Genomic DNA, 26,240 nt, shown 5'->3' with positions numbered 1-26,240 from the left:
CACCCCATGATGATAATAGACGCCCACATCCACTGTTCCGGCGAAGAAAACGCTGCCGATGTTCTACAGGCACTGGATTGGGCGGGGGTAGACAAGGCGATCGTCCTTGCGCCGTTTTTGAGCGGGAGCTATTCCCTGCATGATAGAGAATCCTTGCGGTCGGCAAATCAGTATCTGGCCCGGCTGATTGCCCACGATAAGGATCGGCTGATCGGTTTTGCGGTAATCAATCCATCGCTCGACAATGCAAGTGAAGATTTAACTCATGCGCATGACCTGGGTCTTTCCGGTCTTAAGATGGTGCCTGCCGGATGGTATCCCTATGATGACTGCGCACACCGACTTTATGACACGGCATCTCATCTCGGCATGCCGATACTGTTTCACAGCGGTATTTTCATAGACGGAAAATCCGGCCGCTTCTGCCGTCCCACGTTTTTTGAAGCGATACGGGAACATCCCGGCTTGCGGGTCACCCTGGCTCACTTGGGATGGCCATGGACTGATGAGGCAAATGCCGTCGGTCTGATTGACCTTATCAATGGGGTTCCCTCGGACAACAGCCAGTTCCGGTTTGACATTTCCTTCGGAGCGCCTCCCGCGTATCGCCTGGACGTTTTGAGAAAAGCTATCGCTGTCCTGACACCTGAATTATTGCAGTTCGGCAGCGACGTATTTTTGCCTTGCCCCGGTGAACTGATCAAAAGCCGGATTGATGATGTTTTAGCGCTCCTGGAGCGTCTAGATATCGATACACGCAGCCGCGAACGGATTATGGGAGGAACAGCCGCCGCCTGGCTAGGAATTAATTGACATGAAAATAATTTCGACTGCCGAACGTCCGATTAATCTGTTGCAAATCATTGGGGGTTCTATCGTTGGCGGTATGGAAATCTACGTGTTGCGCCTGCTTGAGCATCTGCCGCGGGACCTCTTTCATGTCACATGCTTGTGTATATCCGAGAGCCACTTCACATCACAATTACGAGAAATGGGTTGCAGCGTCCATCTGGCGCCAATGACTGATGAAACTGACTGGCAATCTATCCAGCTTGGGGTCGGCCTTATTCGCGCGGATGCGATTGATGTAATTCATGCGCATCTTCCCAACGCGCACTTATTGGCAGGTATGCTGAGCAGGTTGACCGAAACACCGGCGTTAGCCACTATTCATGGCCGTTACCTTAGCATACGCGATCTTGAAGTTCATAAACTGATGCAGACCCATATCAGCGTGGTCGCCAAATCAGCTTATTTTCAAGCATTAAGCCTGGGCATCCCCGCCAGCAAATTGCGCTTCATCGCAAATGGAGTGGACACCGGAATTTTCCGGCCAACAGACAAGAGTGCCTATCTCCACTCGATTATCAAGGGTTCGCCGGATGCCCAACTGGTGGGCTTCATTGGACGCCTTGCACCGGAAAAAGGCCCGGACGTGTTTATAAAAGTTGCCAGCATCGTACTTAAGACATTAAAAAACTGTCACTTCGTTTTGGTGGGCGACGGACCCCTGCGGGAAAAGCTGAAGGACGACATCGATAATCTCGGCCTGAATAAATATGTTCATATGGTTGGCCTTCAAAGCGATATGCCTCAGGTTTATGCTTCTCTTGACCTTGTGGTGTCGACTTCATATTCCGAAGCAATGCCCCTCGCAATAATCGAAGGAATGGCGTCGGGCTTGCCAGTGATCTCAACGAATGTTGGCGGCGTCATCGATATTGTCGAGGTGGGACGAACCGGATTCCTGAACAATTTGAATGACCTGAACGGTATTGCCGATAACGTTGTAACCCTGATGTCAGACCGATCCATGCGCCAAGCCATGGGAAGCGCTGCCCGGAAGCGAGCCGAGAAAAATTTTGAACTCAGCAGTAGCGTCAACCAGACGATAGATTTATTGAAATCTCTCACGCAGACTGGATTTCGTAGCGAGCGAGGTATTGAGCAACGCTAATGTTTTACCGAAACAGGCGTACCCATGTCTTTCATTGCTCTTTCCTGCATTGCTCCGCCATCCGCATCCGCACTGTGGCCTTTGACAGGGACCGTTGCGGCTTCTGTTTCGGAGACAAACTGGTCTTTCCGTGAACCACGAGCATGGGAATACACCCGCGTAAACTCAGCTCCAAGCAGAAAAATCTGGGCAGAATAGTAGACCCACACCAGCACGACAACCAGCGAACCGGCGGCGCCAAACCCTGAACTGATAGCGCTTTTACCGATGTAGATCCCGATCAGAAGCTTGCCCACCATAAACAGCAGCGCAGTTACGGTCGCCCCAGCCCAGACATCCCGCCACTTAAGCTCGACCTTCGGCATGAATTTGTAAAGCATCGCGAATAGCACGGACATAAACAGCAAGCTGAAGAAGAAATTCACCACTGTAGCCAGCATCTCGAGCTCTGAAAAGGCGGGTCCCCACCACTTACCCAGCGCCGCCATTACGGCGCTGAACACGAGCGACACGATTAACAGGAAACCGATGCCAAGAATGATCCCGAGCGATAATAGCCGTGTCCGGATCAGGCTCCATATACCCCCGCTTTTATCTCTGGCGGGGACACGCCAGATGCGATCGAATGCATCCTGCAACTCGCCCAGTACGGTCGTTGCGCCGATCACCAGTAAAACTGTTCCGATGGCTGTTCCTGCGGCCCCCTTTTTTGGCTCGCTGACACTCTCAAGCAGGCTTTGTACCGCCTGGGCTCCCTGATCACCCATTAAGTCGCGCAATTGACCAAAAATTTCCCCGCGCACCGCTTGCTCGCCGAAGACGAGCCCGGCGGTCGAAATGACGATCAGCAAAAGCGGCGCTATTGAAAACAGCGTATAATAAGCCAACGCCGCACCCATGCTCGGTGCATAATCGTCGAGCCACGACGAAAAAGTGGCTTTGATCAGAGCCCATATCTGCTTGATTTCCATATGGCCCTCCTTCGCTATCCGGCGGAAGCAGCATTGGAGCTCTTGCGCAGGAAATGGAAGTCTAAAACGAAAACTCGAAGTACGTACCATAGAGGAAGTGGTTGCGTCGGTATGTACGGCAAAGCACTAACCCAAAGTACTAACCTCTCCCAGCACGAAATCAACGATTTCATCGATGGATTAGATGGGGACGGTTTTTCTTCGGCTATTATCCCTTTCGCCTGTGTTGGGTGCCCGGCTCCAAGCCCGAAACTGTGGAAGTCAACAGTGGGAGTCTACAGAGGGGTCTTAGGTCAACGATGCAACCTTTTCTCAGGCTATGCCTTGGCTTTGAATATGTGTTGGAAGGGTTGGGCGAACCGGGCAATAACTCGAAGGGTTCGGGAATATATAGAGGAATCAGGGATGGGTATACGGAAGCGCAACCCCTCTCGTCCATCGAGAAAAAACTCGTATGCAGGTCAACAGAATAACGTCCTTTTCAACGGATCGGAATACCTTGAAGTAAAAAATTAAAAAGCCATCCCACTACTTTTCAGGACAGCCATGGAATGACCGGGATGAGAACCAGCCATTGTTCGACAGCATCTCTTCCGCTTCCCAATCTCGGCATGACCGCGCGAGCCCTAGCATGCCCGAACCCGGCGATCTTTCCGATAACCTTGGCACTAACTGCTAAGTTCCTGCTTGTAAGTTTCCCGCGCAGCCGCTGCCGCTCGCGCGCAAGAGACTGCAAACCCTAAGCTAAAAGACAGCTAAAAGACCGGGGACACTATTGTTTGTACGGTTTTTTGTTCATTTTCTCCTGATGGTCCGTACTCTTGTCTCCCTTGTCAGGCTTACCCATCGTTTCCTTACGCATCATTTCGCGATCCTTTTCAGAGACGGGGCCGCCTTTGGTATCGTATTTATGTCCTTCCTCCTTGCTTACGTTCTGCGGATCACTAGGGTTCCTAAGGGACTCTTTGCGCATTGTTTCCTTATCCTTTTCCGAAACATCCGATCCAGCGGCAGCAGCTCCGAAGCTGCAAACAGCCATCGAAGCTGCAATGATACCGGTTGAGATGAATTTGAACATTTGATGGCTCCTTGTTAAGTGGTGATGAGTTTGTTATCAGGCTAGTGCCCGCCGGACTTTCCGTGGGATTTCCTGATCCCGGTCAATAAAGGGCGCGGCCCTGGCCTTTTCCCCTTGTTCTATTTCCTGCTTGATGTTCGAGCGCTGCAGATTTTTCTTGACACCGCTTTTATGAGACTGGCCCTCCCTGATGCGGTCCCGCCCCGTTGAGGTTACCGCGGACCTGGCTTGCATGCCCGCAGGCTGCCCGGATGTGGCGCTGCGCTGGATTGATGTTCCCTGAGCATGAACTGTGTTGGACGCGGAGAAGGCCACTATTAAAGCTGCCACACTGAATGTCAGCCCAACGGTAAGTGGCAGGGGATGTGGCGTTGCCTTTCCGGATATTGAAGGATGGTTCATAAATGGCTCTCCTTAATCGGTCCAACAACACCGCTATTTGGAAACGATACGTCATGCCCTTCGGCTTTATCGGTGCGCTACCGCACGAGACCGGAAGTCGGGCAGCAAAAAAAGGAACGGATCAGCTGTTGTGCAATCCGCGAGTTCTCCCGCTATGGAGCATTCGCTCTCTCGGTTTGTTGTAAACACTTGATTTTCCATATAAGCCGCGAATCCGTCACTTCTCCCAGGTAATTCATGATTGGAACTGTTTCTTCGGATATGAGCGTATAGTCCGAGGCGCATATATTTCTGGCCTCGGTATCCAGCCATTTGGCGGCCCGCTCCCTTGATCCCGTGTCCCCGTCATACAAAGTTGTGATGGAGTACGTACCTGAGGCCGCCGCGCTATCTTTTCCTTGTCCCTGTTTGTTATCGACCAGTACCGAAGCACAACCCGCAAGTACAAAAGCAGTGAACAGGATGCCTCTCATATTTTTTAAGTCCGGAGGATAACTTTCAGCGATGAAGGCAAACGTCCGTGCTGCGCTCACAACGTGTACTTCAACTCACCCTCCAATCGATAATCTGTCGTTTTCTTCGTGAAGCGAAAATTCAGCTCTTTTGTATCATGCTCCTGAAGAAAGAGAAGACAATTGGCGGAGCCGATGTTGTGATCGGCAACGAGCTGAAAAATTGTCCAGCCATCGCGGATCGTATCCCGAACATCCTCCTCGATCTGCGCAGCGAGCGCGTCAAGTTCGCCCCCTGTCGGAGGTTGCAAATTTGCAGACTCCACGCGTTTTCTAATGAACTCATTAATGGCGTCCGCCGCGGCATCATAGGCGTCAGCGATTACGCGATCAGTAGTCATCGCGTTTTCCCAGGCAATGACTATCACACCGCATACCGCAAAACCCAGAATCGGTTTCACCTCTTCATCAATGTTCAATTTCTTGGGCACGGCGGTCGATTCGCCCTTCTTGAACTTGCCCCCGAGATTGTCGTGACCGCTGGGTTTGCGTATGACGAAGTTTTTGGAGGATAAGGTATTCGCATCGACAAGAACACCGATTACCCACAAGTACGGCGCATCCCTATCAATATCGTGCTTTTTGATTACCGTGAATTTGTCCCAGTTAACGGAAAACTTAGCCATGAGGATTTCCTTTCAATGGATAAATTCACGAAAATATGTATCTCTTTCTGCGTTTTCGACAAAGCGGCACGAGCGAGGACGAGTCAGGCCTAGGCATTTATCTGCATTTGTCCCCCATTCCTTCCATCCACACGTGAGGACAGCGTATGCAGTATCAGGATGATTGGTCAGGGTGAAGCTCCACCATGAATTTTTTCTCAGCTTCTGACCGAAATGCTGTAGGGACCGGTTCCGGTCGGACTGTAATGCCTGACTTGGACAAAATATGTACCAAGGCCAAGGTTGCGCACGAGCCTCGAGTTAGCACCGGGACCGCTATCGTCATCCTGTGCGATGAAGGTAGCCGGGCTGTCCGGACCGAATAATGTAATAAAGCAATCCGTGCTGCCCCCTGTCTCGATCGTGTACGTACCGGCCGTGGTAACTGCAAATGTGTACATATCCCTCTCGTTCGCGGCACTGATCGTTCCCTGCACTGCCGGGCCGTTCACCTGAATGGTTTGAACACCCGGTTGTGGTGCCGATCTTCTCACCGAGATACCGTAATTTCCGGTTGATGAGCCGCTGTAGTGCCGAACGCGTACGTAGTAGTTCCCTGCCGCCAGATTGCGTTCAATTCGCGAATTTGCGCCTGGTCCGCTGTCATCATCTTCAGTAATGAGGGTCGCCAGGTCGTTTGGGCCATACAGGGCCGTCACCACATCGGTCGAACCCTGAGTCTCGATGATATGGTTCCCGGGCATAGTGACAACGAAGCTGTACATATCAACTTCCCCTGCCTGGGCTATTGAAGCGGAAAGCGGAGGCGCATCAATGGTAATTTGTACAACTCCGGGGGACACAGGCTCATCGTCATATGTATACCCGAGCGCATGGTGATCGAGAACGCTTTGAGGCGTCGGCGGCGACGCTTCGTTGTTCCACGGCGGCATCGGATCATCCCGGCCGTGGCCCGCCACTACATTGGGCGTACCGCTGGGCGGCAGATAAATTGCTGTGGGGTTTTCCCTTTGCCACTCCGCCCATAGCCGGTCAATATTGCAATGGTGCAGCCAGAAAACGGGATCATTCGGGGACGACATGGCCATCATCGATCCGCCGACCCACATGTGTCCCGGATTGTGGATCACCACCTCCAGTCGGCTCCGGAAACTTGTGTTTGTGCTGGTAGTGGAGTTCCAAGGTGCGGAATCATACGGGACCACATTGAGGGCGGCACTGACGCCCTGTTGAGTCGGCAAGGATCCCATCGCACCAAACGCCCGGGTAAGAAAAGTGGTCGTATCGCCAGGATCCCTGACCGTAAGGGTCCATTCACCGGTAGAAAAGGCAAAAGGGCCCGTAGTAACCTGCCGGCTGGCACCCGTTCCATTGCCACCCATGAAGTCAGGACTCCACAGTGAGGCTCCAGTCGTCCTGTCGACTGTCCAATCCCAATAAGGGATGGAAACAGTGGCATCGATTTCCTGGAGAGCGCGTTCGAACCGGCGAAGATATTCCCGGTGCCACGGCAAAAAGGCTGGCCCCCGGTGTGCAGGGTCATTGGGGCTAGCCATAAAAGCAGCTCGGTGTTGAGCAACGAATACGTCGTAGGCACCGTTTGCCTTTAGGGTTTTTACTGCGGCAACGAATGCTGCTTTCTCGGAGGCCGTCAGGCTGGACTGATTCTTTCGGATGCCCATGTTATTCCCCCGTCTGCCTGTAGTCGATAATCTTCTTGGCTAAATCAATGGGTGAGGGCTGCGGGTCAAAGGCAAAGCCGGACGCAATATATGCCCCGCCGGCGTCGCGTACGGTGAAGATTCGCTCCCCATCGATATATAGCTCAACGTCTTCCGCTCCTGCCTCCTCTGCCGGAATTCCTGCCGCAGCTTTTGCGGCGGAAGCTTCTGCCCCGGTTCGAAGGATAATTTCCCTACCCTTATAAGTTTCGCGCTGTTCCGCCATTTTTTCCTCGCATGTGGGTTTTGTTTTAGCCAGTCAGAAATCTCAAATCGGAATATGCTGTTTTTCTGTCTTCCTGTTTTGAATATAGCCCGTTTTATCAAAAGTGCCAGAGAGCCCACGCCCGCATCATCAGCTCACCAAGAACCATAAGCCCAACCACATTCGCGTCGGATCACCCCAAGCCAGGTCACCTGACTCTTCCAGGAAGCGGAAGGAAGGCGATAAGGATTAACTGCGTCTGTTCGGCTCAACCCTGATACGAATCAAATTTTCCTGCTCGCTAATGTAGAAGCAGATTGGCAGGAACTGCTCTAATAACCAGATCGCGGTAGCTGCATGGGATGAAAGGCTTCTTGCAAGGAAGATGGAGGCGCCCCCTTTCATCGCACCGAGCGCGAGATAAATCAGAACCTGATCGGAGGCATGAATGTCAAGGGTCGCGCCGGCTAAAATTTCCTCGCGCAGGAGTTGGCCCGCCAAAGACCCAAGCCGTTCGGCGGGAATCCCTCTCTGCGCTATGGCCGACGCGCCGAGGCTGGCATTGGTCATATCCGCCGCGAGTAAGATTGCCCCACCACAGCCGATCGCCTTGTCCTTGCCGAGTTCAGCACGATCGATCGCTGGAGCAGGGAAACCGGAAAGTTCCTCCAGTGCCGAAACGGTCATTCGATGGATAATATGGCTGGGAAGATTGGATATATGCGCGAACCCCCGAATTCCAGCAAGCGCCCCTGACTTATCCAGGACCAGGGACTTGAGAGCGGGCGAGGGTTCCACTTCCACGGCAATACTCCCTCCCCCGCGTGGATAATAACCCCGACACAGCACGTCAATTTTCGCCTTGATGCCCATATGCAAAAGCAATGGCAGCAGGATGCAACGAAAATAATCAAGCGGTGGGGCGGCGCGGACGTCTGTGCCTCCGGTGATATTCATCAGCACGCGCTCACCGCACGTGGCGGCAACAGGCAGCACCGCCTGAAGCACCAGCGTGATACTGCCCGCCGTGCCTATGTGAAAATTGAACTGGCCGCCTCGCAATGAACCCGGTAGAAATACGATTTCCCTGCTTTTAACTTCCAGCCCCTCGACCACCGCGCCGCAAAGCGCCGCGACTGCCTTGACCGCAGTGAGATGCTGGGGCGCAAGACCAGGGTTGTTTCGTTTAGCGCGAATATTGTACAGATGGACGGATTGCCCGGTTATCGCTGCAAGCGCCACTGAAGTCCGCACCAACTGCCCGCCGCCCTCCCCGTAGGAACCGTCGATTTCGCGCATGCCTGCCTCTTATTCGACTGAATACGATGACGCTTGAACTACAATCATGTGAAAGCATCCTCATCTTGTCATTCCGGGGCCCGACCCGGCGTGCGGTGCAAAAGCGTCACTCCGGACATGGTCCGGAATTCAGCCTGATCCAATAATCGATATACTGATCGGGTCTGCCGGATAATCGAATGGCGGCTCCATGCCTAAAGGAAACTTCGGAAACTTCGATGATCCCCATACAGGAACTGCTCAATCGAATTCGCTGGGATGAATCGTTCGGAAAGGGCGATTTCGAGATTGGGTATTATGACCGGGTGGACGGGGCAATTAACCGTATCCCGTTAAGCGATATTCATATTATGCCAGGCGACCATTTTTTCTTCAGCACCGTCGGTCCGGATGGGGCAATTCATGAAATTCCTTTTCACCGTGTCAAGCAGGTCTACAAGAACGGGAAGTTGATCTGGCATAGGGAGCATTAGGAGCCTCTGGACCGCGATGCGGCTGCGACGCATGTATGCGATTGCGGCCGATGTACGCGGCTGGTGCGTATCACGCCGATAACAAATTTGCGATGCTGGACGGCAATTTAAGCCTCTTGGCCTACAAACTCTCGCCACGCCGTGGCCGCCGCTTCAAAATCGTCGATTGAAATTATGGCTGCTTCCCCTGGTTCCTCTGCATAGTCCTCCTCGATTTCAACATGATCCGGAAATAAGCGAAGCCAATACGCGTTTCCGATCCGTTCCCATGAAGAAATTTGTCCTGATTTAACTTCCCTGGTTTTCTGAAGCAATTCGTTCGCCCAGTTTGGGTTTTTTTGTATGTCAATGGCAAGGTAAGCTGCTATGAGGTCGTGGGCCGGATTGTCATGACGGCGCCCTGGCCAGGTAAAGCTAGTTGCGTTCATTGACGTATTGGAAATGCTGTGTTGATTTTATTGTCTTTGGGCGCAGCAAAACCAATCAGGAAAAACTCTTCGTTGTAAGTGCAGTAACCCGACAGTTTTTCTTTTGTATCGGAACCAGGCCTATTTTTGCCGCATTTCACCCAGCGTGGCGAGCCTTCGGGGCAATTGCGCTCGGGATACGCCGATGCATGGGAAATTGAATTGAGTACCTGCTCGGTTGAGCAGTTGTCGGGAAACATCGAAGAAAATTTGCGTCTGCCGGCAGCATTTGTATATGACCATTTGCCGGAATATACTCCCGTTGTATCGGGGAAGTCTTGTACCGTGAAAGCCTTTACGGTTATCGGGTTGACTCCTCCGGGACGCGAGTGGAAACCTTTTGGGCGATTATCTTTCCACTCCCCACAAAAAACATGCTTCTGGTTCATTTGTAAGCCATTTTTGAGCGTAACCCAGTGAGGTAGGGTCGCGCAATCGATGTCAGCCAATGCGGAAAGCGGGAACAAAAAAAGTATTGATAATTCCGCAAGAAAACTCTTTTTCAATTGAATGTCATACATCATCCTTCCTTCTTCCTTCATAAAAGTAAACCGAAAACCTTGTCAGTCTACCACTGGATTCTGGCGCCTTTGGTCAGATGGAGCCATTCGTATATATATCCCACCACCCCCTATATGCCGGCATGCCGCTGGGCGTTGTTAGTACCCGACGGGATATTGGCTGTTGGACCAGTCAGCAGTGGTTATCCAGCCGCCTGGCTCTGCCATGATGCCTGCGTTGCATCCGCATGACTGGAACGTGACGCCGCAGGAGGCGGTCGCTATACAGGAACGCATGCGCCACCTGGTGGAAACGGCTGATCGTCTGCCGCAGATTTATCGCGTTGCAGGGGTTGATGCGTGTTTTGACGCGGACAGTCAAATCGTGCGCGCGGCGGCGATTGTGCTTTCTTTCCCCGATCTCAAGCTCATGGATCACGCCGTGGCGCAGCGTGCTGTGAAATTTCCCTATGTTTCAGGCTTGTTTGCCTTCCGAGAGTTGCCCGCCGTGCTCGACGCGCTGGGGCGGTTGCACAAATCACCCGATATCATTATTTGTGACGGTCACGGAATTGCTCATCCGCGCCGTTTCGGCATTGCCAGCCATCTGGGAGTGCTGCTGGGTCAGCCCACCATCGGCGTGGGCAAGACCCTTCTCGTTGGGCACCACATCGAGTTGCCGCGCGAAAAAGGAAGTTGGGTTTCTTTGGATGACGGCAATGAAGTAATCGGGGCGGTACTTCGAACCCAGACCGGGGTGAAGCCGGTCTATGTATCGATCGGCCATCGGATCGCTCTACAGACCGCCGTCCGGCTGGTCCTAGCCTGCACGACGCGTTACCGGCTGCCGGAGACCACGCGCGAAGCCCACAGGCTGGCCTCCGGCAAGCCTCGTTTGTACAGTTTAGATCCCCCGCCGAGTAACGGGTGATAAGCTCGTCCCGTCGCGTTCGAAAGGTTAGCCCGACGGCTGCCCGGATGATATGAATTTTATAGACACTCGTCATCGGCCAGCCTGATCAGCATTCGCGCCAGCCCTTCCACCACCGCCGCCATGCGGCGGTAATCCAGTTTTTCCGGGGTATCCTGAAGCGAGTGGTAGTGGGGATAACGGAAGAAGGCAGTATCAGTAATCATGAGGGCGGGGTAGCCCTGGCGCCAAAAATTTATGTGATCGCTCCAGCTCACTCCGGGCAGCCAGCCGAACGTGGCCGTGCCCTCTACCGGGAAATCGGTGCCCACCTTGAACGCGGCTAAAGCATACTTGAGCAGCCGACGTGAGCGGATATTTGTCACAAAGGCGATAAAGTTTCCCCGGTCCGGGCGGCCGCGACCCAAGAAGGGCGGGTATTGCTGGCTTCGGGGTTCGTCTCTGTAACAACCCAGCATCTCCAGCGAGAACATGGCGCGGATGTCCACCCCGCGCTGCCTGGCCGCACGGGCGTAGATCGCGCTGCCCATCTGTTCCCAGAAGAAGAACGGGGGCTCCTCATTCACGGAGGCCACCAGACGGATCGTCCGGCTAGGCCTGCATCCGGACAGGCGCCGGCTCAACTGCAGCAGGGCGGCCACCCCGCTGGCATTGTCGTCGGCGCCAGGGGAACGGGGCACTGTGTCGTAATGGGCGCCCATCAGCACCACCTGTCCAGGCCAACGGATGCCGGGCAAGGCAACACTCAGGTTGGCGCAGGGGACACCCAGGGCGTCATATTCCTGGAACTCGACGGCATGCCCTTCAGTCTGCCACTGACTGCTGATATAGTCGCGGGCGGCCGCCAAGGATTGGGGACGTCCCACATGGCGCTCACCGATGTCCTCCGCCAGTTCGCGTACATGGCCCTCCAAGGCCGAGGCCGAAACAGGGATGATGACCGCGTCTACGTGGTTCGCAGGCATGAATTTCTCAATGAGGTGCTTCGCGGCGGAAGAATAGCGCCCACAGGCCCCTTTCGATGCGAGAATGGCGCTGCCGGATCAGTGCAAACAGGCTGCGCTAACTCCACCAAGCTTCCGTGGCCGCCTCATTCAGGTGAAGGATAAAAGCTGAGCAGCAGAAAATGCAACGGCTCCCTCCCAAACAACTAATATAGAAGAAATCTCTCCGTCTATCCATGTCGCTTTACGCGCAGGAGAAAAAAGTGGGAAGCTGGAACGTGATCGTGACCGTAGCGCCCGGGCCGGGCCGCGAATCCCGGCTGCTGCGACAACTGCGCCGCCTGGGTTATTTTAAGCCTACCGAATTCAAGAATGTGTGTTCGGGGCATGTCGAGGATACAGCCCAGTTCCTGGAGGGACTGCGGGCCGCGCGCGAAAACCAGGAGCCGTGGTTGTCCGACCTGGGACGTGTAATTCCCGTCGAGCAAACCTTTTCCTTTACTCCGGAAACCCTGACCGGGCAGCTCAAGCAGGCGATGATACCTTTGGTCGCCCGCATGACGGAGGGAACTTTCCACGTGCGGCTGGAGCGGCGCGGTCTGCCCGGCCAAGTGATGAGCCAGGAAGTTGAACGCCAGGTGGGTGAACACTTACAAGCATTGGCGGAAGCAGCAGGGAAAAGGCTGCAGGTCTCTTTCGCACATGCCGACTACGTCGTGGCAGTGGAAACGATAGGTACCCGGTGCGGCATCGCCCTGCTCGACCGCACCTTTAGGGAACGCTTTCCGTTCGTGCTGCCGCACTGAAAGATTGCCCACCCTGGAGACGATCGTGACCGAACCGCAAATTTACATCGCTCATACACCGATACTGGTAGGATAGTTACGGCTGGTGAACGTGTGACACACAAGGAGGATGAGATGGAATACAGTGAGCAACTGATTCAGCAAGTGTGGGAGAAAGCCCGCGTAAATGCCGACGTCGAGATGGCTCAGTGGCGCGAGGATGAATGCGGTGCCTGGATCGCACGCGAGCATTATCGCGACACAAGTTCGAACTTTGGCTGGTTGATCCTCAATGTTTCACCCGGCGGACCGGATATCCTGGAGAACCTCCGGCCGTTCAACCACCGCAATAGTTATGATATTGCCAACCAGAACGCCCAATGCCACGTCACGGCAGATCGTACCGATCTGCCCCCCTTCGAGCATAGTCCCGATTATCTGCGCAACCGGGACGTCTGAAAACGTAGAACTGTTCCAAACATTAAACTGTCCGGCGTTTTGCATCCTGTTCCTTGTTTGGAGGCAACGGCGCAGAAGCCGCTTGTTGCTATGCTTGCACGCTGACTAACGAGCTGCCCCACCCGTAGTCGCTTGAATTCAACGGGAACATTATCTATTGCCGACTCGGAACCTGAAGCGTAATGATTCAGAAAATCATATCAGGCGGACAGACTGGCGCCGACCGCGCGGCATTGGACTGGGCCATACGCATGATGTTGAACATGGCGGATGGTGCCCCGCCGGGCGGCGCGCGGAAGATGGAGTAATACCAGAGCGTTATTCTTTGCGGGAGACGCCCGCCCGCCGCTACGCGCAGCGCACACAATGGAACGTGCGCGACAGCGATGCCACGCTGATTATCTCGTTATCGGCGGAGTTGGCCGGGGGATCGCTGGCCACTCAGGAATGGGCAAACAAGATGAACCGGCCACGTCTGCACGTCTATCCTTGTAATGAGTGGCGCGCCTGGCTCCGCACCTTTACCGAAACACACCCGATCCGGGTCTTGAATGTAGCGGGACCGCGCCTCTCAGGCGCGGCGAACATTGAACAATTCGTGGATGAAGTTCTGGATGAAATATTCATCCATTGTTTCCATCGCAATCAGGTTTAATTTGGTGGCCCTCCTCTTCCCGGCCTGAGCTGCCGTCTTGTCTTCGGCTCAGCGCGGTTCATACCAGATACCGCGTCCGCTACCGTGCTGATTCAAGTGCCCATGTTCGACAGTACACAGAAATGCCGCTTTAGCGTATTGCGGCTTCCCCGGTCAGCTTTAGGCTTCGCCGATGGGATGCGGCCATGCTCATGGGCAAATTCGACGATTTTGAGCGAGAGATCGGGTAGAGAGGCCAAAATCAGTTTTCACGCTCGACTTTCCTCTCCAGCCCGGTAACTTGTTCCGCCAGTGACCGCAGGAAAAACACCAGCCAAGGCTGCCAGTTCGGCGTATCGGTGCGGATCGTTCCCAAGGTTTGTTGCAGCGCCAAGTAGTAGGCTTCCTTATTTTGCTCGATTACGTTTTCCAGAGAACCGTATTGCACGTAGGTATAACCCGACTGTAAAAGCAACAGGGTGGTAAGCACCCGGGAGAGCCGGCCATTGCCGTGCTGGAACGGATGAATTTCCAGGAATACCGCTATCGACAGGGCAATGATGAGCAACGGATGCAAGCGTCCCGCAGTGCGTTCCTCCTGAACCCAGCTCACCAATTCGGACATCAGGCGTGGCGTATCGAAGGGCGTAGCGGTTTGAGGAACGACGCCGGTCTGCACACCATTCTCTTCGAAAGCCGCGGCACTGTTGGATGTGGTTTTGTAATGCCCGCGGTGCCAGGCATCCTTTTCGCTATAAGCGAGCAGGTCCCGATGCAACTGCTTGATGTGGTTCACGGTAAACGGGATGTGTTGCCAGAATGAAAATATTCGCTCCATCAGCTCCGCGTAGCCGGCGACCTCCTGCTCGTCACCGGCAGCGAACGTCCTTATTTGGGCGTTGCTCAAAAGCCGCTCGACTTCCCGGTCGGTAAGCTTGCTGCCCTCGATCCGGATAGACGAGCCGATACTCTCAATCAGGGCGACTCTGCGCAGACCCCTCAGCCGCTCGGGCGCAAGTGTGCCCATGGCTCGCCACGCCCCCTTGAATTCGTTGAGCCTGGCAATCAGCGCCAGAATCTCCGGGGTAATCTGGATTGTGTCTGAACGGATCATTTACCAAACGCCGGTTCCTGAGAACCAACCGTTATTGAAGAAGCTCTGGAAAGGCGGGGCTTGGCCGACAATCACTTTTGACTATATTTCTTGCACGCTCGCGCGCTGCAATTGTTCAATATCGATTTTACCCATCTGAAGCATTGCTTCCATAACGCGCTGGGATCTCACAGGATCAGGATCACTTAACAGGTCGATCAGCACGGCCGGAACGATTTGCCATGAAACACCGAATCTGTCTGTAAGCCATCCGCATTGATGCTGGTGTCCTCCAGAGGAGAGCTTTTCCCAATAATAGTCCACTTCATCTTGAGCTCCACACTTCACGACAAATTAAATGGCAGGCGAGAAAGTAAAGTGCGGACCACCATTGATTGCCGTGAATTCCTCCCCATCGAGTTCAAAGGATATCGTCATTACTGTTCCTTCCGGACCGGGCCCAGCCTTGCCATAGCGGAGGACTCTATTAATCCTTGAATTCTGAAAGACCGATATGTAGAAGTTGACCGCTTCTTCAGCATTGTTATCAAACCATAAAGCTGGCGAGATTTTTTGCTCAAACTGCATGGGTCATGTTCCTTTTAGAGATCAAACGATGGGATCACCTCCTGCCAGTCAGCACGATTAGAAGTATGCATCAGATCGGAACATACCGAGAGTGGAGTTAAGGTGAAAATCGTTCGATACTCTCACCAACCGAACGTAAAAAGCCGACTCATGAGGTAATCGATGGTCGGTTTATTATTAAGGTTATTGGTTATGAGGTTCTAACGGTGAATAAACCCCTGCTATGGCACAGGCTCATGGGCACAAACGGTGCTGGCCCCTGCTCATCGTGGAGAGGAGACTCCTAATCAACGCACGTTTGTTTATCAGGAAGCCAGTCTGTGACGGCCTATCATAAGACTCAGCAGACCAAGGCCAGCCAAAAACAGGGCATATGTTTCCGGCTCGGGTATGGGCGCTATAGCCGAGACAGTGTTGGCGATGAATGCTGTTCGAAGGGCTCCAGTTCTTTGATCGCCGAAAGTATAGGTAAACGACACATCGAAATTTTTCGTTTCGTTCGGCGCGAACGCTCCTAACGCAATCACAGGAATACGGTCGTCCAAATTACGAGTTTCCGAAGGATAAGGCGCCGGGGTACAACTGGGCGACCCGCTTTGACACGGCTCGGTTAATGGAAGTTGTTGGCTGCCGGTTAAATCGGCAATTTCACTCATGGCAACCGAGCTTGAGGCTGGGGCAGTCAAGCTAACGGTCAGGCTAGTCCCCATATTGTTGAAATCGTTGGTATACCAGCCATTCAGGTCGTTGCGCCATTGCATGGGTATCGCACCCGATTCCGCGAGCGGCCATATGAAAGGAATGGCAAAGCTCAACCCCGGCAGAGAGTTGGCAGTCAGGTTCTGGGCATAAAGGTTTTGGTAAGTGATGGTATTTCCCACAAAAGTGTGAGGAATCGATGAGTCGCCGCCCCAAGTCGAGGAGGGGTCATCCTGGAACGTAAATGCCGCGGCAGGCACTGCAAAGGCAGCGGATGAGGTTGCTAGGAACAAGCTGAATAGCATGCGTGCGGGATTGATACTCATCGCCGAGCCCTCCGTTTATATTTAGTCATCGTAATACCCATCTTTTCAACATAGGCTTTAGGCCCGGACCATGCAATAGACCAAGCGGACTATTTAAACCATGAGGAATAGGAACTGGGGCGGTGAGAACGAGGTATGCCTCTGGCTTGCTGCGCAGAAACGCTTCAAGTGGATCGAGCGGATCAAGCGAACGCGGGGCGAAATTCGACAAGCCAGCGTACGATCTTCAGGTATGTGTCCAACAGCGACGATCTGCTACCGCCTTTCCGAAGCGCTGAAGGGAGCGTAATGCAAAATATTTTCAGAACTGATGTTTGTTTCTTCTAGGGGCCTTTATCGATGATAATGGCTATCCGACTTTACTCACCGAAGAGAACAATCTGCGAATACGAAGAGAAACCCAAGAGAAGCCCAGGCGAGCAGTCGTCGCAGCCGTTCAATTGCCAAATGTGACCGACATCGAGTTTGAAGCGTCGCTGACCGAGCTACGCGAACTGGCGAAAACACTGGGGTTCGAGGTCATGCGTACGTTCACGCAGAAGCGCTCTGGCTTCGACTCAACGGGATATTTAGGTGCTGGAAAGCGGGAGGAAATACACCAGTTCGTGAACAACGAATTTGGGGCCGCCAAGTGGATGGAAACAGAGCATACTGCCGCGCCTGAAGCAGGCCATATCGACGTCATCCTGGTCGACCACGAGATCTCACCTACACAGGCACGCAATCTCGAAAAGGAGATTGGCTGCGAGGTAATGGACCGCACGATGGTCATCCTCGAAATATTTCATCGCAACGCGCGCTCTCCCGCCGCGCGTGCACAGGTGGAGATCGCGCGCCTCGGCTACATGGCGCCTCGTCTGCGCGAGATGGCAAAGCTCGCGGGGCCGCAAGGTCGGCAGCGCAGCGGCGTCGGTGGCCGGGGCGCTGGCGAGTCGCACACTGAGCTGGACCGACGCAAGATCCGTGATCGGATCGCTGAGCTGCAGCTGGAGATCGTCGCGATGGATGCCGAACGCCAGACACAGCGCGCGCGGCGGCAAGAGCGCCGAGGGCTCGCTTGCGTGACGCTCGTCGGCTACACTAACGCAGGCAAGTCCACCTTGATGCGAGCACTCACAGGAAGCGAGGTGCTCGTTGCCAACAAACTCTTCGCTACGCTCGACACCACTGTGCGTGCCCTCCACCCCGAGAGCGTGCCACGCGTGCTCGTCAGCGACACGGTCGGATTCATCAAGAACCTGCCGCACGGGCTCGTCGCATCGTTCAAATCAACGCTCGACGAGGCGCTTGATGCATCGCTGTTGCTTCATGTCATCGATGCGAGCGATCCCGGATTTGAACGCCAGCTCGAGGTAACCAATGAAGTGCTTGACGAGATCGGTGCGCAGGACGTTCCGCGCATCCGCATCTTTAACAAGATCGACCACGTCGGGGACTCCGTGGCGCAAGCTGAATGCGAAGCTGCGCTACGCGCAAAGTATCCTTCCTGCATTGTGATGAGCGCGCGCCGCGCTGAAGACATCGCGAAGCTGCACAAGGCGATAGTCGCATTTTTCCAGCAGGATCTCGTCGAGGACGAGCTTTTCCTTCCTTGGTCGGCACAGCAACTTCGCAGTAAGATATACGAGAGCTGTAAGGTACTGGAGGAGCGGGCAGATGGTGAGGGGGCTTTCTTTCGAGTCCGAGGCGAGCCCACCGTCGTGAAGGGCCTGCGCGAGCAGTTCGCTCAAGCGCGGTGAAGTTAGCGCATCTACCACACAATCGCACACGATGCGGTGGAGATTTCCTAGGAGGGTATGATGGGTTAGGCGCGGGTTATACATGAGGCCAAACATGATTGATTCCAGTCTGACCCTATTGATTGAGCTGGAATTGCTCCGGCAATCAACAAAGGCTGGAGCACGAGATTAACATGCGCGACAGACGAGATTCAGTGACAGGATCATGTTTTTTTATTCCCGTCCTGAACAATAGATAACCCTCCATTTTGTTTGCGCGAACTCCAGCGCGTTAACCATGCTTCAAGCTCACTTGCCACCATGGGTTTTGCGTACAGATAACCTTGGCTTTCATTGCACTCGACATTTTGAAGAAATTTTTCCTGTGCTTCCGTCTCCACACCTTCAGCAATCACGCGCAAGCTGAGGCTGCGGCCCATCGTTACAATGGCGCAAACGATAGCTTCGGCGTCTTTATCCGGAAGGTCATGGATAAAAGACTTATCTATTTTCAACCTGTTAACAGAAAATTGCCGCAAATAGGATAAGCTGGAATAGCCGGTACCGAAGTCGTCAATCGCTATTTTTATCCCCTGTGCACCAAGTGTTCGCAATTTGTGCACCGCTGATTCAACCCCTCGCATTACAACGCTTTCTGTCACCTCGAGCTCCAGGCATTCGGGACGAAGCCCGGTCTCGGCGACCACGCTCAGTACAACATCTGTAAAGTTTTTTTGACGGAATTGTACGGCTGAGACATTTACCGCCACGCTCCCAACCCCATGGTCGTCACACCACCGACGCGCCTGTAAGCAGGAATCGCGCATGATGCGTTCCCCGAGAGATAGGATTAACCCGTTGTCCTCGGCTACAGGAATAAAATCTGCCGGAGAAACCAGCCCGAGCCTGGGATGTTGCCAACGCATAAGCGCTTCCACGCCGATAACCTGCCCGGTTGTGAGCTCTATCTGTGGCTGGTAGACGGTAAAAATTTCCTCACGCTCAATAGCACCCCGCAGTTCGCGTTCCAGGGAAAGCCGATCGGTTGCCGAAGAGGTCATATCTTCGGAATGGAACTGATACCGGTTGCGGCCGGCCTCTTTGGCGGAATACATGGACGCATCCGCATTGCGCATCAAGCTGCCTTCATCCCGCCCGTCGTCCGGGTATACACTGATCCCGACACTTGCAGTCACCGTCAGCTCATGCCCCTCTATTCTATAAGGCTTTGATACCACGTTAATAAGCTTCTCGGCGATACGCGCCGGAACCTCTGCGGATGGGACCTGGCTCAGCAAGACAATAAACTCGTCACCTCCCACCCGGCTAATCGTATCGGTGGCACGCACAGTGGATTGCATGCGCTTCGCGACATTTTTAAGGAGCTGGTCCCCAATTTCATGACCGAGTGAATCGTTGACCAGCTTGAAACGATCCAGGTCCACGAACAGCAATGCCAAACGGTGGGAATACCGGGCAGCATCCGCGATTGCACTTTTCAGACGGTCAGCAAGCAAGATGCGGTTTGGCAGCCCGGTGAGTGAATCGTAATGCGCCAGATGCTGCATGCGCGCTTGCGACTCCTTGGCTTCCGTAATGTCGCGCGCTATTTTGGATGCGCCAATAACATTGCCTGCACCATCCTTTATTGGCGAAATTGTAAGAGAAACATCAATAGGCTTATTGCCCTTACCCAAGCGTACGGTCTCAAAATGTTCTGTGAGCATTCCACGCTTGATAAGACTCATGATTTTGCTTTCTTCTTCCAGCCGGTCCGGTGGAATCAACCCGAATATGGAGCAACCCACGATTTCGCTTGCACGATACCCGAAAAGCCTTTCGGCGCCAGCATTCCAATCGGTAATGATACCGTTGAGATCCTTGCTGATAATTGCATCGTTCGAATACTCCACGATTGACGCCAACCTGGCCTTATAGGTTTCCGCCTGCCTGCGCCCGGTGACATCTCTAAAGCTCCAGACGCGGCCCACCTTTCGGCTGCCTATAGTACTGGCCTTGGTGTATCGTTCAAAAATGCGGCCATCATTAAACTGGAGCACATCAAAGCTCTCTGGTGGCCATTCCGAATAAATTTTTTTCGTTGTCCACACGTACTGCTGAGCATTTTTTAAATGGGTAGAACAATACTGCATGAGTACTTCATGGCTTGCTGGGTCCAAGAGCTCGGCCGGGATTGGCCACATGTCCAGATAAAGCTGGTTGTAGCAAAGTACTTTGCCATTCTCGTCCGTAACCAGAAGCCCGTCGGCCGTAGACTCTATAGTTGCCCGCAATAATGACAAAGAACGATCGAGCTCTGCCGTTTTTTCCTCCAGCGTCTTTTTTGCCTGGTTGAGTTCGCCTTCAGCACGCTCCCCCGCCGCGAGGATGGTGCTGGAAGTCTGCATGGCAGTGGAGCGCATCGATGCCTCTTCACGACTTTTATCCATCATTTCCCGCCCACTCTTGCGCCTGTTCCTCTTTATCCCGATAGCGAAAGCTCAGCCGATTTAAGTGGAGATTGCGCTTGGTTGTCATCAGCAGGATTTGGCTCGCGAATTGAAAAATCCTCCGCAGCTTTCAAGAAAAGCCGAGGGATATGTGGCGGCAACTGTTTATATGAATGTTGGGGTCATCCTAAACCGGAGTGAACCCAAGGGAGCAGTATGATTTGGTTGAGATGACACGTTATCATCCCTTCTACTGCTAATCAAGAACCACCTTGAGGTGGTTTCTTATTGGGCGGCGTCAATTGAATAATGCCCTGCAATGCCCGTATATACGGGATTACTGTAGTTGGAGAATATTCAGTTACCGTCAAAGTTACCGACACATTATAGGCGTTGCTCGGGTTCGAGTCCGAAGCCGCGAGCCTAGTCACTCCAAATTGAGTGTTCGTGATAGCCGTCAACTAACCAGTTCTATTAGAGAACTGACTACCCTGAACTGTACCTCTTCGAAATTTTTGAAGTGACGCTTGCCGCATTCTATCCGCAAATCTTCGATAGGGCGAAGCAGGTCTAGCCGAACGTGGTCACCGTTTGTTTTCTTTGTTTCAGCCACGAAGTACAGTGTCTTGTCATTGCGGTAGGTAAGCGCCCAATCAGGGTTATATGAGCCTACTGGTGTTTCAATTTGGAACCAACGCGGCAGCTTGATATAGAACAGCACGTCGTCGTTGTCCTCGCAGGCCTGCGCAAACAGACGTTCCGGGCTAGAGTTCGAGTCGATGATAATGTGGGAGAACAGCGTTTTCTCTTGCTTTTGGACAGCCAGCACGTTGGATGCAAACACGTCCATCAAGTCGTCGTTCTCGAAGTGTCGCATCTCGTAGAACGCATTGGCCAGCTTTACGTACTTGACGCCACTACCCTCCGAACCGTCCCCGTACACCAGAAATTCGCGCTTTACGGCATTTACCAGTTCCGCCACGCGATCCACAAATGCTTGGGGGTTTTTTACCGCGTCTTCCAGTCGTCCAGAATCGAGCAGAATACGCGCGACTGTCGACTTCGCTAGCCCCGTCTTACCCTGTACTTGCCCGACGAAATCGGGCATAACATACTTGTTTTCCACGTTCTGAGTGCGGAATCCCGTCTGCTTGCTCACCACACCGGACGGGCCGATGACAATGTCGGCTCGTGTCAGCGCCACCTTGGGCCGCTCCATGGGCGGCATCGTGTCCTTAATCCGGCTGACGGCCTTGGCAATCAGGTCGCTCGTCTTGTACTCGACGCGGTAGCGTGTACGCGCTCGAATATTTTCCCATAGCGATAAGAAATGGTTATCGGGATGGTCGGCGTCGTATCCCTTCTTCAGTCGTACCGTCACTTTATCACGCTCGTTCTGCACCATCTCCCGCTTGAACTTCACCCCGGCCTCTACCATCTCGGTCTGTAACTGGTTCGCAAAGTCCTCGTAGCTCTCATTCGCAATCACCGTCAGGCGGTTGATAGCCCGACCGCGCACGCGCTCGCCGTTCTTGTTCACGCACAGGCGCAGGCCGCGGCCAATCTCCTGCCGCTTTTTGATATCTGAGCTGGACTCGGCTAGCGTGCAAATCTGGAATACGTTCGGATTATCCCAGCCCTCGCGTAGTGCGGAATGGCTGAAGATGAAAGCCAACGGCTCGGCAAGGTCCAATAGTCGCTCTTTATCGCGCATAATCAACTCGAAGGTGCTGGCCTCGGCATCGGCATTGGTCTTACCTGTGACGGTTTCGAAGGGCGACACGGCTCGCCTATCCTGCGAGAAGTAGCCGTTGTGAACCTTCGCAGCATCAAACGTGAACAGGCCGTCGAAATCGTCCTTAGTGCGGTACTGTTCGTAGATTTCCTCGAACCACTGACCAAACTTACCTTTGCCAGCGCTGCCGTCCTCGCCATACACGCGGTAATTCGCAACCCGGTCGATGAAGAACACTGACAACACCTTGACGCCTAGCGGGTGTAATTTTTGTGCCTTCTCGAAGTGGCGCCGGACCGTAGCCTCGATCTGCAAGCGCAAGATCGCATCTGTCAGTGTGCCGTGCGGGCTACCCACCCGTACCCGAACATCATTGGCAAAAGTCACGAAGCCTTCACCTGCGTCGATCTCGTTGACAATAAAGCTATCCCGGTAAATCTCGCGTCGGTTCGACAGGACGTAGAGGTCATCCCCGTTCTTTACCGTCACGCTTTTCTTTGCTGGGCCTTGCGCCTGATTGACCCAGATGGACAACTTTGCCTTCACGGAACGTGCCGCCGTTCTGAACTCTTGCACCTCGACAAAAGCTTGGTTAGCATCCTTCAGCTCGATTACTGAATCCACGCCGATCTGCTTCACCAGTCCCATCTCATAGGCCCGCACCGGGTCCAGAGAATAGATTAGGTTGTAGGCGTTGCGGTGCGTGGCTGAATAGCGTAGCGTGCACGTGGGAATCAGCCGGGCGATGGCCTGTTTGCGGTTATCCGTCTCCAGATTCTGCGGCTCATCCAAGATTACGATGGGGTGCGCCGCCTGGATGAACTCGATGGGCTTCACGCCTGTCTCGCGTACCTGATTGATGACGTTGCCCTTGCCCTTTTTCTTTGCCTTCCCCAAATCCATGCTGCCCTTCACCTCGGTTGAATCTTTCGCAAAGGCATCGATGTTGATCACCAGAATCTGGATCGCGTCCGACAGCGCGAAGTTGCGTAGTTGATTGACCCTTGACGAGTCATATACTGTGAACTCAACACGCTCATAGTTGTAGAGCGTCTGGAAGTGCTCTCTGGTGATTTTGAGGCTTTTGACGACGCCCTCGCGGATAGCAACCGAGGGCACCACGATCACAAATTTTTTGAAGCCATAAGTCTTAGAAAGCTCATGGATGGTGCGCAGGTAAACGTACGTCTTGCCGGTGCCTGTTTCCATTTCAATTGTGAAGTTGGGGAAGGTGCCGACCGGTGTGCCGTCGTCCAACTCCATTTGCTCTAGCGCGTCCGATTGATCGATGCCGTGCGCCCTCTGCACCGCTTGAAGGTTGATTAACCACTGTTCGTCGGTAATTACGCGCTGATTCGCCACGCCGGCCTCAGATAGCTTCAGGCTCGACAGCCCCTCGTCGACCATTGGCACGTCGTTCTGCGAGGCATCAGGCTGGCCCACGAACAGCGCAATCACGGCCCGAATGGCTTCAAGTTGGTAGTCCTGGTTCGCATCGAATTGCAGCTTCATCTGCACCCCTATAGGCAAGTGAACTTGATACCCATGTCGCGGCACTGTAAGTCCAGATTGCTCTTCAACGAGTCCGAATCCTGGAACACACCGTCGATAGCAATGATCTCACGCGGCTTCAAATCCACCAGCGGCTGGATCATGGCCTCAGTGAAGGATGCCAACACGAACAGCATATTGCGCTGACGGATGGCGAACACCTGCCCACCGGCCATATCTAGCGTTTCTACAGGCGTGGTTAGCTCCTGGCCGCACTTCAGCAGCAGCTCGTAGAGCAGGTGCTCCACCGCTGCGCCATCTTTCTCGGTCTGGACGAACACCTGCATCTGCTCGGCCAGTTGCTCGGCTGAGTCGATTCCGTCACCACGCCATTGTTTGAAATTAGAGGGAGTAAGAAGGAAGGACTTGAAACCGAGGTTCGCCGTAGAGGGGGTGGCAAGGTCAGCAGCAGTCTCTACGTGCCTAATGCTCCGCTTAATCCGCTCCCGGCATACTTCTGCGAGGGTGCCAAAACCGGCTTTCCCCGCGTCACTCTCGGGTTCAATTAGTTCTGGCAATTGGACGCAAACAAATCGACGGGCAGTCCCTTCTGTCTGATTTATATCCAAGACCGCTTGTGCCATAGTTCCAGTTCCCGCAAAGAAGTCCAGGATCAAATCGTTTCCACGTGTGGTCATCTGGATAATGCGCCGCATCAAAAACGGAGACTTCGGATAGTCAAAGAATCCACCTTGAAATAGTTCCTTGAATTCGCGCTTACCTACGTCTGTGGAAATCTCACCGCCTCTCCAAAAGGACTTGGACTTTGATGTACGCTCATAGAGTTCGTCATCATCGTCTTCTTCTTCATCGATTTCTGTCTCAGCTGCATCTGGTTCAAGATAGATCCGATAGTCCACATCCCACCGGCGTTTTGATTCCGAATATCTCGCCTCTAAGATACCCAGGTTTTTTAGAACCGAGTCCTTACCCCAACGCCAACGACCATCACTACCATCCCCGCGCTTCGGCAGAATCTCTACATCATCTGGAGACTGCCGCGTCAATGAGAGTTTTTTCGTGCTTTCGTTGTACAAGATCGGGAAGAACATCTTCGGCCTATCCTTCCGCTGGTCCTGAGAACCGCGCTTCCGAAGGTCGCGCAAGGCGTATTTCTTACCGCGTGCGTCTGTGTACTTGTAGTTCTTGAGTTGCTCTTGAGTGAGCGGCAGCCCGTACGATTCGAATCCATTGCGCGAAAAGACAAGCATGTACTCGTGGCAAGTTGCAACGTTTTTCTTGTCGTTTCTACCCTTGAGATTGTTGATAATAACGAGCTGGGAAACAAAATGTTCTTCGCCGAACACCTCGTTCATCAACAACCGCAGATTGTGCATCTCGTTGTCATCACAGGACACGAAGATCACCCCATCCGCGCTCAGCAGGTTACGCGCGATGTACAGGCGAGGTAGCATCATCGACAACCAGTTGCTATGATAATGGCCGTTTTCCTTGCTGTTCTTGCGGAAGAATCCTTCGCGCATCAGCGTACCGTCGTCCGCCAAGTCATTAATGCGGCGCAGGTAGTCTTCTTTGCTTTCGAGAAAACGGTCGGGGTAGATGAAACTATCTGAGCCGGTGTTATACGGTGGATCGATATAGATCAGCTTAACCTTGCCGAAATAGGCTTTCTGCAACACTTTGAGTACTTCCAGATTTTCGCCCTCAATGAAGACATGCGGTGCATCGTCAAAATTCACTGACAAGTCACGTTGCGGTCGGAGCGTAGCCGTTGATGGGGATTGCAGCACCTTATAGGCGTTGGCCTTACCCGCCCAAGTGAGCGCGTAACGCTCGCCACCTTCGATGATGGCTTCCCCGCCCAATGCACGTTTGAGCGCGGCAATATCCAGCGTCCCCTCAGAAAATGCTTCGGGAATAAGCGCAGCCAGTTGTGCGCGGCGATCAAACACTGGGTTTGGCGATAGAACAGTTTCTTTGGTGTTGTTTGTCGGATCGGTCATGATTTCGGTTACGAGATTAGCTCCATTATTTCCATTTGCGATTGCCCCCGTAATGTTACGGTTTACGTGTATTGTAATCGCCCTCAATCAACATGGCTGTATTGATGCAAATTCGCCTTCAAACTAGAGCGGGGGGTCAACAGAATATGTCG

General features: G+C 53.5%; 24 protein-coding genes and 2 pseudogenes. 8 read left to right on the top strand and 18 right to left on the bottom strand.

Annotated elements, in window-relative coordinates; all coding sequences use genetic code 11:
- Positions 1-6 precede the first annotated feature (6 nt).
- Complete coding sequence (locus BMX00_RS05355; RefSeq protein WP_090827940.1) at positions 7-813, top strand: amidohydrolase family protein; 807 nt, start codon at positions 7-9, stop codon at positions 811-813.
- Position 814: 1 nt separating this feature from the next.
- Positions 815-1,957: a glycosyltransferase gene (locus tag BMX00_RS05350; protein WP_090827938.1), complete on the top strand. Its 1,143-nt coding sequence runs from the start codon at positions 815-817 to the stop codon at positions 1,955-1,957.
- Here the strand turns inward: BMX00_RS05350 and BMX00_RS05345 are convergent.
- From BMX00_RS05345 to rtcA, 8 genes are all read right to left on the bottom strand, one after another.
- Positions 1,954-2,928 carry a YihY/virulence factor BrkB family protein gene (locus BMX00_RS05345; protein ID WP_090827936.1) on the bottom strand — a complete coding sequence of 325 codons (975 nt, stop codon included), beginning with the start codon at positions 2,926-2,928 and terminating at the stop codon, positions 1,954-1,956. The genes BMX00_RS05350 and BMX00_RS05345 overlap by 4 nt on opposite strands.
- A 772-nt stretch (positions 2,929-3,700) precedes the next feature.
- Positions 3,701-4,006, bottom strand: coding sequence for a hypothetical protein (locus tag BMX00_RS05335; protein WP_090827932.1), 306 nt, complete (start codon positions 4,004-4,006; stop codon positions 3,701-3,703).
- Between the two features lie 36 nt (positions 4,007-4,042).
- Positions 4,043-4,408 (bottom strand): hypothetical protein, encoded by a 366-nt coding sequence (locus tag BMX00_RS05330; RefSeq protein ID WP_090827930.1) that lies wholly within the window; start codon positions 4,406-4,408, stop codon positions 4,043-4,045.
- Positions 4,409-4,560: 152 nt separating this feature from the next.
- The gene (locus BMX00_RS05325; protein WP_090827928.1) at positions 4,561-4,941 is read right to left on the bottom strand and encodes a hypothetical protein; all 381 of its coding nucleotides are present in this window, start codon (positions 4,939-4,941) and stop codon (positions 4,561-4,563) included.
- Entirely contained in the window at positions 4,938-5,546 is a 609-nt protein-coding gene (locus BMX00_RS05320) for a hypothetical protein (RefSeq protein WP_090827926.1), read from the bottom strand. Before BMX00_RS05320 ends, BMX00_RS05325 begins: the two co-directional genes overlap by 4 nt.
- A gap of 197 nt (positions 5,547-5,743) precedes the next feature.
- On the bottom strand, positions 5,744-7,228 hold the full coding sequence (locus tag BMX00_RS05315; protein ID WP_090827924.1) for a tyrosinase family protein: 1,485 nt from the start codon (positions 7,226-7,228) through the stop codon (positions 5,744-5,746).
- Position 7,229: 1 nt separating this feature from the next.
- Positions 7,230-7,493, bottom strand: coding sequence for a hypothetical protein (locus BMX00_RS05310; RefSeq protein WP_090827922.1), 264 nt, complete (start codon positions 7,491-7,493; stop codon positions 7,230-7,232).
- A 228-nt stretch (positions 7,494-7,721) separates the two neighbouring features.
- Positions 7,722-8,771, bottom strand: coding sequence for an RNA 3'-terminal phosphate cyclase (gene rtcA / locus BMX00_RS05305; RefSeq protein ID WP_090827920.1), 1,050 nt, complete (start codon positions 8,769-8,771; stop codon positions 7,722-7,724).
- Between the two features lie 218 nt (positions 8,772-8,989).
- Between rtcA and BMX00_RS05300 the strand changes: the two genes are divergently transcribed.
- On the top strand, positions 8,990-9,244 hold the full coding sequence (locus tag BMX00_RS05300) for a DUF504 domain-containing protein (RefSeq protein ID WP_090828209.1): 255 nt from the start codon (positions 8,990-8,992) through the stop codon (positions 9,242-9,244).
- Between the two features lie 107 nt (positions 9,245-9,351).
- Here the strand turns inward: BMX00_RS05300 and BMX00_RS05295 are convergent, their stop codons facing one another.
- The gene (locus BMX00_RS05295; RefSeq protein WP_090827918.1) at positions 9,352-9,672 is read right to left on the bottom strand and encodes a YacL family protein; all 321 of its coding nucleotides are present in this window, start codon (positions 9,670-9,672) and stop codon (positions 9,352-9,354) included.
- Complete coding sequence (locus BMX00_RS05290) at positions 9,669-10,253, bottom strand: EndoU domain-containing protein (RefSeq protein ID WP_090827916.1); 585 nt, start codon at positions 10,251-10,253, stop codon at positions 9,669-9,671. Before BMX00_RS05290 ends, BMX00_RS05295 begins: the two co-directional genes overlap by 4 nt.
- A gap of 142 nt (positions 10,254-10,395) precedes the next feature.
- On the opposite strand from BMX00_RS05290, the gene nfi reads away from it, so the two are divergent.
- Positions 10,396-11,142 (top strand): deoxyribonuclease V, encoded by a 747-nt coding sequence (gene nfi, locus BMX00_RS05285; RefSeq protein ID WP_245727765.1) that lies wholly within the window; start codon positions 10,396-10,398, stop codon positions 11,140-11,142.
- A 59-nt stretch (positions 11,143-11,201) separates the two neighbouring features.
- On the opposite strand, the gene BMX00_RS05280 is transcribed toward nfi, so the two are convergent.
- Positions 11,202-12,107, bottom strand: coding sequence for a M28 family peptidase (locus BMX00_RS05280; protein ID WP_090827914.1), 906 nt, complete (start codon positions 12,105-12,107; stop codon positions 11,202-11,204).
- Between the two features lie 242 nt (positions 12,108-12,349).
- On the opposite strand from BMX00_RS05280, the gene BMX00_RS05275 reads away from it, so the two are divergent.
- The 3 genes and pseudogenes from BMX00_RS05275 to BMX00_RS05265 all read left to right on the top strand — a co-directional run bounded on the left by BMX00_RS05275 (position 12,350) and on the right by BMX00_RS05265 (position 13,985).
- Positions 12,350-12,892 carry a THUMP domain-containing protein gene (locus BMX00_RS05275; RefSeq protein ID WP_218141496.1) on the top strand — a complete coding sequence of 181 codons (543 nt, stop codon included), beginning with the start codon at positions 12,350-12,352 and terminating at the stop codon, positions 12,890-12,892.
- A 93-nt stretch (positions 12,893-12,985) separates the two neighbouring features.
- Positions 12,986-13,330: a hypothetical protein gene (locus BMX00_RS05270; protein WP_218141495.1), complete on the top strand. Its 345-nt coding sequence runs from the start codon at positions 12,986-12,988 to the stop codon at positions 13,328-13,330.
- 182 nt (positions 13,331-13,512) lie between these two features.
- A pseudogene (locus tag BMX00_RS05265) lies at positions 13,513-13,985 on the top strand (putative molybdenum carrier protein).
- A 92-nt stretch (positions 13,986-14,077) separates the two neighbouring features.
- On the opposite strand, the gene BMX00_RS14835 reads toward BMX00_RS05265, so the two are convergent.
- The 4 genes and pseudogenes from BMX00_RS14835 to BMX00_RS05250 all read right to left on the bottom strand — a co-directional run bounded on the left by BMX00_RS14835 (position 14,078) and on the right by BMX00_RS05250 (position 16,670).
- On the bottom strand, positions 14,078-14,224 hold the full coding sequence (locus tag BMX00_RS14835) for a hypothetical protein (protein WP_245727763.1): 147 nt from the start codon (positions 14,222-14,224) through the stop codon (positions 14,078-14,080).
- Positions 14,225-14,226: 2 nt separating this feature from the next.
- Positions 14,227-15,078 (bottom strand): Fic family protein, encoded by an 852-nt coding sequence (locus BMX00_RS05260; RefSeq protein WP_245727755.1) that lies wholly within the window; start codon positions 15,076-15,078, stop codon positions 14,227-14,229.
- A gap of 81 nt (positions 15,079-15,159) precedes the next feature.
- Positions 15,160-15,645 (bottom strand): annotated as a pseudogene (locus BMX00_RS05255) (VOC family protein).
- A gap of 305 nt (positions 15,646-15,950) precedes the next feature.
- Entirely contained in the window at positions 15,951-16,670 is a 720-nt protein-coding gene (locus BMX00_RS05250) for a PEP-CTERM sorting domain-containing protein (protein WP_090827908.1), read from the bottom strand.
- 386 nt (positions 16,671-17,056) lie between these two features.
- On the opposite strand from BMX00_RS05250, the gene hflX reads away from it, so the two are divergent.
- A complete protein-coding gene (gene hflX, locus BMX00_RS05245; RefSeq protein ID WP_090828207.1) occupies positions 17,057-18,409 on the top strand; it encodes a GTPase HflX in 1,353 nt (450 codons plus the stop codon).
- A gap of 203 nt (positions 18,410-18,612) precedes the next feature.
- Here hflX and BMX00_RS05240 read toward each other — a convergent pair whose 3' ends face one another.
- The 3 genes from BMX00_RS05240 to BMX00_RS05230 form a co-directional block, all read right to left on the bottom strand.
- Positions 18,613-20,841, bottom strand: coding sequence for a sensor domain-containing protein (locus BMX00_RS05240; protein WP_245727746.1), 2,229 nt, complete (start codon positions 20,839-20,841; stop codon positions 18,613-18,615).
- Positions 20,842-21,295: 454 nt separating this feature from the next.
- Positions 21,296-24,085 carry a restriction endonuclease gene (locus tag BMX00_RS05235; RefSeq protein WP_090828205.1) on the bottom strand — a complete coding sequence of 930 codons (2,790 nt, stop codon included), beginning with the start codon at positions 24,083-24,085 and terminating at the stop codon, positions 21,296-21,298.
- An 8-nt stretch (positions 24,086-24,093) separates the two neighbouring features.
- Positions 24,094-26,088, bottom strand: a complete 1,995-nt coding sequence (locus tag BMX00_RS05230; protein ID WP_090828204.1) for a site-specific DNA-methyltransferase — start codon at positions 26,086-26,088, stop codon at positions 24,094-24,096.
- Positions 26,089-26,240: the final 152 nt, after the last annotated feature.

Origin of the sequence: Nitrosovibrio tenuis, assembly GCF_900109785.1 — a bacterium.
Taxonomy (GTDB): Bacteria; Pseudomonadota; Gammaproteobacteria; order Burkholderiales; family Nitrosomonadaceae; genus Nitrosospira; species Nitrosospira tenuis_A.
This window is presented reverse-complemented; position numbering and strand designations above follow the sequence as displayed.